This is a genomic window from Streptomyces recifensis (assembly GCF_002154615.1).
Classification (GTDB): domain Bacteria; phylum Actinomycetota; class Actinomycetes; order Streptomycetales; family Streptomycetaceae; genus Streptomyces; species Streptomyces griseoluteus.
On record NZ_MUNH01000392.1, the window covers coordinates 1 to 7,671 of the forward strand.

Consider the following 7,671-nt stretch of genomic DNA (forward strand, 5'->3'; position numbering starts at 1 on the left):
CGGGAGCCAGGGGCCGCCGCAGCCGCACGGGCTCAACTGAAGACGATCATCGAGCCCTGGGCGAGGGAGCGGGTCGCGGCGGCCCCTGGCTCCCGTCCAGCAGGGCCGCCCGCAGCAGCAGCGTGTGCACGAACCGGTCCGGCGCGGTCGGCGGGAACCGCCAGCCCAGGGGCCAGGTCTGCCCGTCCAGCGCCGGGACGGGGATGTAGCTCACCCGGTACGGCCCACTCGTGAGCCGGGTGATCCCGGCGGGCCAGGCGTGATGCGCGGTACTGCCCGGCGCGACCAGGAAGTACACGCACCTGCGCCCGCTCCCCGACTCCACCACCGGCCCCGGATCGCCCCCGGTCATCCGCGCCATCCGGTCCGCGACGGCGCGACCGCGATCGCCGTCCAGCCGTACCGCGTCGAACTGCACCCCGGCCCGACGCAGTTGGATGCCCATGGCGGGAACCCACTGGATGCCCGCGTGACTTTGCGTATTCATGCGATCAGTTTCGGCAGGCGACGCTACGGTTTCCATGACTCTCCGTCAACCCATCGGAACGGTCGGGAGTCGGCGGCAATCGTTGAAGACCGGTTGAGTTCGGTTGAGTCCGGGGGTGATCGCAATGGCGCGAGCGGCGAACAAGCTGGCGGCGAGCGGGACGGCACGCATGGTCGCCGCCTTCGCGAAGGCACGGCGTGAGCAGATGGGTCTCACCCAGGAGGAGTTGGGCGCCCTCATCGGCTACACCGCGTCCGCGATCAGCGCGATGGAGACGTGCGCGCAGCCCGCCAGCGACAAGATGCTGATGGAACTGGAGCGGGTGCTCGGGGACGGCATGAACATCTTCGAGATGGCCCGCAAGTTCGTCCTGCTGGACAAGTACCCGCCGCAGTTCCAGGACTTCGCCCTGATGGAGGCGGAGGCGGTCACGCTGTCCTCGTACCAGACGTACGTGGTCGACGGCCTGTTCCAGACGCCCGACTACGCACGGGCACTGATCGCTGGCGGCTTCCCCAAGCTCCCTGACGCGACGGTGGACGAGCTGGTGGATGCCCGTATCGCCCGACGGTCTCTCTTTGACCGCACTGAGCCAACTGCCATGATCGAGCTGATCCTTGACGAAGCAGCGCTCCTTCGTACCATCGGCAGCCGGGACATCATGAGCGAGCAGTTGTACGCTCTCGCCGAGGACGCCGAGCGGGACAATGTGAGCCTGCAAGTGATTCGCCTGAACCGAGGGGAGAAGGGTCCCCACGCAGGTACCCGAGGCGAGATGGTGCTCGTCACCACCAGCGAGCACCACCACGTGGTCTACCTGGAAAGCCAAGACGAGAGCACGCTGGTCAGCGATCCCGTTAAGGTAGCCCGCCTGACACACCGGTATGCAAAGATCCGATCACAGGCTCTGAGCCCGGACGACTCGGTGGGCCTACTTCGAGAGTTGGCGGGAGAAGCGCGGACATGACCAGCACCCTCCGGTGGTTCAAGTCGAGCTACAGCAACGACAGCGGCGGCCAGTGCGTCGAAGCCGCCTACACCTGGCACCAGCCCACGCGTCCCGCCACCATCCACGTCCGTGACTCCAAGCAGACCGATGGCCCCACCCTCGCCGTGACGCCCACCGCGTGGACCACGTTCCTCACGGACGCGCGACGAGGCTGATCTCCGGCGGCCACAGCACGCCCGAGCCCATCAACAGGGACGGGCCGAGGTGGAGCGGGCAGACCTGCAAGGGCGACCGGTTGTGCCGCCGCACCTCGAACACCGCGGGGTCTCCGCACTCGGACACCTCGCCGTAGGGCCCCCCGCACTTCTCCCGGTCGCCGCTCATGGAGAGATTCCACCGCGCCGGAACGCGGAACGCCCGCCGAGCGCGCCCATAGGGCGGACCGGCGGGCGTACCCACGTACGGACCGTGCGGCCTAGAGGAACGAGTTGATCTCGATCGTCTCGTCACGGCCGGGGCCGACACCGATCGCGGAGATCGGCGCGCCGGACATCTCCTCCAGCGCCTTCACGTAGTTCTGCGCGTTCTTCGGCAGGTCGGAGAAGGACTTCGCCTTGGTGATGTCCTCGGACCAGCCCGGCAGGGTCTCGTAGATCGGCTTCGCGTGGTGGAAGTCGCTCTGCGAGTAGGGGAGTTCCTCGACCCGCTTGCCGTCGATCTCGTAGGCGACGCAGACCGGGATCTGCTCCCAGCCGGTGAGCACGTCAAGCTTGGTGAGGAAGAAGTCGGTGAGGCCGTTGACGCGGGTCGCGTAGCGGGCGATCACCGCGTCGAACCAGCCGCAGCGGCGGTCGCGGCCGGTGGTGACACCGCGCTCGCCACCGATGCGGCGCAGCGCCTCGCCGTCCTCGTCGAACAGCTCGGTCGGGAACGGACCGGCGCCGACACGGGTCGTGTACGCCTTGAGGATGCCGATGACCCGGCTGATCTTCGTCGGACCCACGCCCGCGCCGGTGCAGGCACCGCCGGCGGTCGGGTTGGAGGAGGTGACGAAGGGGTACGTGCCGTGGTCGATGTCGAGCAGGGTGCCCTGACCGCCCTCGAACAGCACGACCTTGTCGTCCTCCAGCGCCTGGTTGAGCACCAGGACGGTGTCGGCGACGAACGGCCTGAGCTGCTCCGCGTAGCCCAGCAGCTCCTCGACCACCTGGTCGGCGGCGATGGCGCGGCGGTTGTACAGCTTGGTGAGCATCTGGTTCTTGACGTCGAGCGCCGCCTCGACCTTCTGGGTGAGGATCGACTCGTCGTAGAGGTCCTGGACCCGGATGCCGACGCGGTTGATCTTGTCGGCGTAGGTCGGGCCGATGCCCCGGCCGGTGGTGCCGATCTTGCGCTTGCCGAGGAAGCGCTCCGCCACCTTGTCCATGCTGACGTGGTACGGCGTGATGATGTGCGCGTTACCGCTGATCAGGAGCTTCGACGTGTCGACGCCGCGCTCGTTCAGACCGCTCAGCTCGGAGAGCAGGACCGAGGGGTCGACGACGACACCGTTGCCGATGACCGGCGTACAGGTTGGGGAGAGGATTCCGGAAGGGAGGAGGTGGAGCGCGTACTTCTGGTCGCCCACGACGACCGTGTGGCCGGCGTTGTTGCCGCCCTGATAGCGCACTACATAGTCCACCGAGCCACCGAGCAGGTCGGTCGCCTTCCCCTTGCCTTCGTCACCCCACTGAGCACCGAGCAGCACAAGTGCGGGCACGCGCGTACACCCCTTCCGGGCGGGGCATGTCCATGGTCGGGATGTGGGCGTATGGTTCACCACCGCTTAACACCGCGACCGCCTTTGGCCGCACGACCGTCGGACCGGATGCCCCGGAATAGACGAAGCCCCTGGCGCAATAGCGCAAGGGGCTCTTGCACAAAGATGCTACCCGAGGAAGCGAGGCAGGACCGAGGTGGCGACTTCCGCGACGTCCGATCAGCTCCTTGTGATCATCGATCCGATGGCCCGGCACACGGACGGGGAGTCCGTGCGGATAGCGAAAGACGTGCTCAGCGCGGGTGCGACGGCGAAAGTGTGCCTGCCGGACGGGCCGGAGGAATTCGCCCGCGCACTGGGGCGGCGGGGGTCACGGCGGCCGGTGGTCGTCGGGGACGATCGGGCACTTGTTCGAGCGGTGGCACTGCTGCACCGGCATCGCGAGCTGGCCGGATGTGCGCTGTCGGTGGTGCCGGTCGGATCGGCGGGGCTGGCGCGTTCGCTGGGGGTGCCGGGAGGGCCGGTCGCCTCGGCACGGGCGGTGCTGGAAGGGGTCTCCCGGCAGCTGGACCTCCTGGTCGACGACAGCGACGGCGTCGTGCTCGGCTCCCTCGGCATACCGCCCGCGTCCGTCCCCGCCGAGCCGGTCGGCGCCGGCACCCGCCCGTGGCTGCGCACCCTGGTCCGCACCCTCGCCGCCCGCCCGGCCCGGCTCCGGGTCGAGATCGACGGCGTCACGGTGATCGACCTCGACCGTCCAGTGGAGTCGGTGTCCGTGACGCCGGGGATGCGGGGCGTGGCGGAGGTGGAGATCCGCCCGGTGTCCCTGGGCGCCGAGTCCACCCCCCTCCGCTCCTGCGGCCGCACGGTCACCGTGACGGGGGAGGACTTCCACTACAGAGCCGACGCGGAGACCTCCGGCCCGGTGCGGCGGCGTACCTGGCGGGTGGCGGAGGGGGCCTGGGGGCTGGTGGTGCCGGGGCCGTGAGTCAGGCGCCGCCGGATGACCGCGGGGCCTGGAAGCCGCTGGTGTCCAGTAGGCAGTCGAACGGCTCGGGGATGTAGAGCTTCTCGCCGAACGGCTGGGTGCAGCGCGACTCGTACCCCTTCGCGGAGGGCGTCCACAGGACGGTGGCCCGCTCCTCCTGCATGTCCAGGATCAGGTAGACCGGCACACCCGCCCGGCCGTAGACCTCGACCTTGTCCGTCAGGTCGTCGTCGCGGGTGGATGCCGAGGTCAGCTCCGCCACGAACGACAGCGCCTCCCCGTCCAGACGATCGCTGACCGTCTCGTAGAGCTGACGCGGCGCCGCGTGGACGTCCGGCCCGTAGGCGCGCTCATCCTGGGGAAAGACGTACAGGAACGGGGCGGACCCAATGGTGTGCCCGTCGGGCAGGGCGGGCGTCAATTGTCGGCACACCAGCTCCATCACCCGGTGGTGGTAACCCTTGGACCACGGCGACAAGACGATGTTCCCCTTGATGATCTCGGCCTTGTAGCCGACAGGCACGACGAGGTCGTCGAGGTCGCTCAGCAACGCCTCGAAGTTCCGGGGCCCGGTGCCGCCTATCGTCGGTCGCTCGGTCATCAACGTCATGATGCGCCCTCCTTGTGACCCGGACCAGCCGAGACTCAGCGTAGCCAGTCGCACACGTTCAGGTGATCCAGTCGGGAAACCCGGGTCAGTCGCGGTCGAGCGCCTGCGCGCGGTGCCGCCGCCAGCGTTCCATGATCCCCCCCACGTCCTTCTCGATGAACTCGAAGAACTCGAGGGTGTCGGTGAGGCGGCGACCGGCGGGGGTGTCGGGGCCAAGGCTGATGATGCCCTCGCGGAGTGCCTCCTCCCAGCGCTTGATGATGGCTTCGCGGCTGGTCAGGGCCTCGTACCACTGGTCGCTGTGCACGCGGTAGCGCTCGCGCCGCGAACCGGGTTCCCGCTCACGGGAGACCAGGTGCACCTGGGACAGGTACCGCACCGCGCCGGAGACGGCAGCCGGGCTGATCCGCAGCAGCTCGCCCAGCTCCGCCGAGGTGAGCGTCCCCGTGTCGGAGGACAGCAGCGCCGCGAACACCCGCGCGGGCATGCGGGGCACCCCCGCTTCCACCAGCTGCGCCGCGAACCGCTCCACGAACCGCGACACCGACTCCGGATCGCGCCCGTCCCCGCTCTCCACGCTCGGCTCCGTCATGCCCTTACCCTAACTCCGATTCATACGCTTCCTTAACTTCACAAATTTCTGAAGCAAGCGTACGTTCGGAATCATGACCAAGGCACTCACGGTCTCGGGGCTGCACAAGTCCTTCGGCCGTACTCCCGCCCTGACCGGCCTCGACCTGGAGGTGGAGACCGGCGAGGTGCACGGCTTCCTCGGCCCCAACGGCGCCGGCAAGTCCACGACCATCCGCGTCCTCCTCGGCCTCCTGCGCGCCGACTCCGGCGCCGTGCAGGTCCTCGGCCGCGACCCATGGGCCGACGCGGTCGAGATCCACCGGCGCATCGCGTACGTCCCCGGGGACGTGACGCTGTGGCGCGGCCTCTCCGGCGGCGAGGTCATCGACCTGTACGGCCGGCTGCGCGGCGGGCTGCACGCGCGGCGCCGTGCCGAACTCGTCGCCCGCTTCGAGCTGGACCCGACGAAGAAGGGCCACACCTACTCCAAGGGCAACCGGCAGAAGGTCGCCCTGGTCGCCGCCTTCGCCTCCGAGGTGGACCTGCTGATCCTGGACGAACCGACCTCCGGGCTGGATCCGCTGATGGAGGAGGTCTTCCAGAGCTGTGTCCGCGAGGAGCGGGAGCGGGGCCGTACCGTCCTGCTCTCCTCGCACATCCTCAGCGAGGTGGAGTCCCTGTGCGACCGGGTCAGCATCGTGCGGAAGGGGCGCACGATGGAGAGCGGGTCGCTTGCGGAGCTGCGGCATCTGACGCGGACGAGCGTGCGGGCGGATGTGTCCTCGCCGGTGGCCCTGGACGGGCTGGCCGGGGTGCACGACCTGGAGGTACGGGGGGCTCGGGTGCGGCTCCAGGTGGACACCGCTGAGCTCGACTCCGTGCTGCGGGTGCTGAGCGCGGCGGGGGTACGGTCGCTGACGTGCACTCCGCCGACGCTGGAGGAGCTGTTCCTGCGGCACTACGAGGGTGCTGCCGAGGTGGCTGTCCGATGAGCGCGCTGGTGGGGACAGGGGTGCTGTTCCGCCTCGCGCTGCGGCGGGACCGGGTGCTGCTCCCGGTGTGGATCGGCGTGAACGCCCTGATGGTGCTGTCCATGCCGGGGACCCTCGGAGAGCTGTACGCCACCGAGGCGGAACGTGCCGCTCTGCGGTCACAGATGGCCGGCAACGCCTCCCTGCGAGCCCTGACAGGGCCCGTACTGGACGAGTCCCTGGGCGGCCTGACCGCCTGGCGGGTCGGCGTCTACGCGGGCCTGCTCGCCGCCGTGATGAGCCTCCTGATCGTCATCCGGCACACCCGTGACGAGGAGGAGAGCGGCCGGCTGGAGGTGATCGCCTCCGGCGCGGTGGGCCGGCGGGCGCCGCTGAGTTCCGCGCTGCTGGCGTCAGCGGCGGCGAACGGGATGCTGGCGGTCGTCCTGATCGCCGGGCTGGCGTCACTGGGCCTGGCGGGCGCGGCCGCGCTAGGGCTGGCTGTCGGCCTGGTCGGCCTGGTCTTCGCTTCGGCGGCCGCGATGGCGGCCCAGCTCACGCAGAGCGCGCGGCTGGCGCGGGGGCTGACCTCGGGACTGCTGGGAGCGGCCTTCGTGCTCCGGGCGGCGGGCGATTCGGCTTCTTCCTGGCTGACGTGGGCGTCGCCGCTGGGCTGGCTGGAGAAGGTCCGGGCGTTCGCAGGGGAACGGTGGTGGGTCCTCGGCCTGCTGGTCCTCGCCTGTGTCCTCCAGGGCGCGCTGGCCTATGTCCTGGCCGGCCGCCGCGACCTCGGCATGAGCTTCCTCCCCACCCGGCCGGGCCCCGCCGTGGGCCGAATGGGCAGCGCGGGTGCCCTCGCGTGGCGCCTCCAGCGGGGCGCGCTGCTGGGCTGGAGCACCGGTTTCTTCCTGGCCGGCGTGATCTACGGCAGCCTGACGGAGGGTGCGGCGGACCTCGTGTCGGGGAACTCCGGCGCGAGGGCGGTCCTGGAGCGGATGGGGGGCCGTGCCGGGGTCACGGACACGTGGCTCTCCGCGATGATCGGCATGCTGGGCCTGGTGTCCGCGCTGTACGTGGTCTCGGCGGTCCTCCGGCTCCCCTCGGAGGAGTCCTCGGGCCGGGCGGAACCCTTGCTGGCCTGCGCGGTCAGCCGCCTCCGCTGGGCGGGGGGCCACCTGGTGACCGCCTTCGGCGGTGAGGCACTGCTGATGCTGCTCGCCGGGCTCGGCTTCTGGGCGGGGTACGGGGAGCGGCCGGGCGCGGTGATGGGCGCGTGCCTGGTCCAGGTACCGGCCGCGTGGGCCCTGGGGGCGGTGACGGTATTCCTCTACGGG

10 protein-coding genes are annotated in these 7,671 nt (G+C 70.0%); 5 read left to right on the forward strand and 5 right to left on the reverse strand.

Annotated elements, in window-relative coordinates:
• Window positions 1–46: 46 nt before the first annotated feature.
• Window positions 47–487, reverse strand: a complete 441-nt coding sequence (locus CCN33_RS20425) for a hypothetical protein (protein ID WP_086695018.1) — start codon at window positions 485–487, stop codon at window positions 47–49.
• Between the two features lie 124 nt (window positions 488–611).
• Here CCN33_RS20425 and CCN33_RS20430 point away from each other — a divergent pair, with 124 nt between their 5' ends.
• Together CCN33_RS20430 and CCN33_RS20435 are read left to right on the forward strand one after the other, a co-directional pair.
• On the forward strand, window positions 612–1,454 hold the full coding sequence (locus CCN33_RS20430) for a helix-turn-helix domain-containing protein (RefSeq protein WP_086695026.1): 843 nt from the start codon (window positions 612–614) through the stop codon (window positions 1,452–1,454).
• Window positions 1,451–1,651 (forward strand): DUF397 domain-containing protein, encoded by a 201-nt coding sequence (locus CCN33_RS20435; protein WP_086695019.1) that lies wholly within the window; start codon window positions 1,451–1,453, stop codon window positions 1,649–1,651. Before CCN33_RS20430 ends, CCN33_RS20435 begins: the two co-directional genes overlap by 4 nt.
• On the opposite strand, the gene CCN33_RS20440 is transcribed toward CCN33_RS20435, so the two are convergent.
• Together CCN33_RS20440 and CCN33_RS20445 are read right to left on the reverse strand one after the other, a co-directional pair.
• The gene (locus tag CCN33_RS20440; protein WP_086695020.1) at window positions 1,629–1,820 is read right to left on the reverse strand and encodes a hypothetical protein; all 192 of its coding nucleotides are present in this window, start codon (window positions 1,818–1,820) and stop codon (window positions 1,629–1,631) included. The two genes, CCN33_RS20435 and CCN33_RS20440, sit on opposite strands and share 23 nt — an antisense overlap.
• 91 nt (window positions 1,821–1,911) lie before the next feature.
• A complete protein-coding gene (locus CCN33_RS20445) occupies window positions 1,912–3,195 on the reverse strand; it encodes an adenylosuccinate synthase (RefSeq protein ID WP_086695021.1) in 1,284 nt (427 codons plus the stop codon).
• 196 nt (window positions 3,196–3,391) lie between these two features.
• Between CCN33_RS20445 and CCN33_RS20450 the strand changes: the two genes are divergently transcribed.
• Window positions 3,392–4,183, forward strand: coding sequence for a diacylglycerol kinase family protein (locus CCN33_RS20450; protein ID WP_086695022.1), 792 nt, complete (start codon window positions 3,392–3,394; stop codon window positions 4,181–4,183).
• A gap of 1 nt (window position 4,184) precedes the next feature.
• Here CCN33_RS20450 and CCN33_RS20455 read toward each other — a convergent pair whose 3' ends face one another.
• Window positions 4,185–4,793, reverse strand: coding sequence for a Uma2 family endonuclease (locus CCN33_RS20455; protein WP_086695023.1), 609 nt, complete (start codon window positions 4,791–4,793; stop codon window positions 4,185–4,187).
• An 85-nt stretch (window positions 4,794–4,878) separates the two neighbouring features.
• A complete protein-coding gene (locus CCN33_RS20460; protein WP_086695024.1) occupies window positions 4,879–5,385 on the reverse strand; it encodes a GbsR/MarR family transcriptional regulator in 507 nt (168 codons plus the stop codon).
• Between the two features lie 73 nt (window positions 5,386–5,458).
• Here CCN33_RS20460 and CCN33_RS20465 point away from each other — a divergent pair, with 73 nt between their 5' ends.
• Both CCN33_RS20465 and CCN33_RS20470 read left to right on the forward strand, forming a co-directional pair.
• Window positions 5,459–6,358 (forward strand): ABC transporter ATP-binding protein, encoded by a 900-nt coding sequence (locus CCN33_RS20465; RefSeq protein ID WP_086695025.1) that lies wholly within the window; start codon window positions 5,459–5,461, stop codon window positions 6,356–6,358.
• Window positions 6,355–7,671, forward strand: a 1,317-nt coding sequence (locus tag CCN33_RS20470) for an ABC transporter permease (RefSeq protein WP_086695027.1), incomplete at its 3' end; no start/stop codon positions are given. The genes CCN33_RS20465 and CCN33_RS20470, both read left to right, overlap by 4 nt.

Coding starts and splice junctions, on each gene's coding strand:
- CCN33_RS20425 (WP_086695018.1), bottom strand. CDS start 487: ATGAATACGCAAAGTCACGCGGGCATCCAGTGGGTTCCCGCCATGGGC.
- CCN33_RS20430 (WP_086695026.1), top strand. CDS start 612: ATGGCGCGAGCGGCGAACAAGCTGGCGGCGAGCGGGACGGCACGCATG.
- CCN33_RS20435 (WP_086695019.1), top strand. CDS start 1,451: ATGACCAGCACCCTCCGGTGGTTCAAGTCGAGCTACAGCAACGACAGC.
- CCN33_RS20440 (WP_086695020.1), bottom strand. CDS start 1,820: ATGAGCGGCGACCGGGAGAAGTGCGGGGGGCCCTACGGCGAGGTGTCC.
- CCN33_RS20455 (WP_086695023.1), bottom strand. CDS start 4,793: ATGACGTTGATGACCGAGCGACCGACGATAGGCGGCACCGGGCCCCGG.
- CCN33_RS20460 (WP_086695024.1), bottom strand. CDS start 5,385: ATGACGGAGCCGAGCGTGGAGAGCGGGGACGGGCGCGATCCGGAGTCG.
- CCN33_RS20465 (WP_086695025.1), top strand. CDS start 5,459: ATGACCAAGGCACTCACGGTCTCGGGGCTGCACAAGTCCTTCGGCCGT.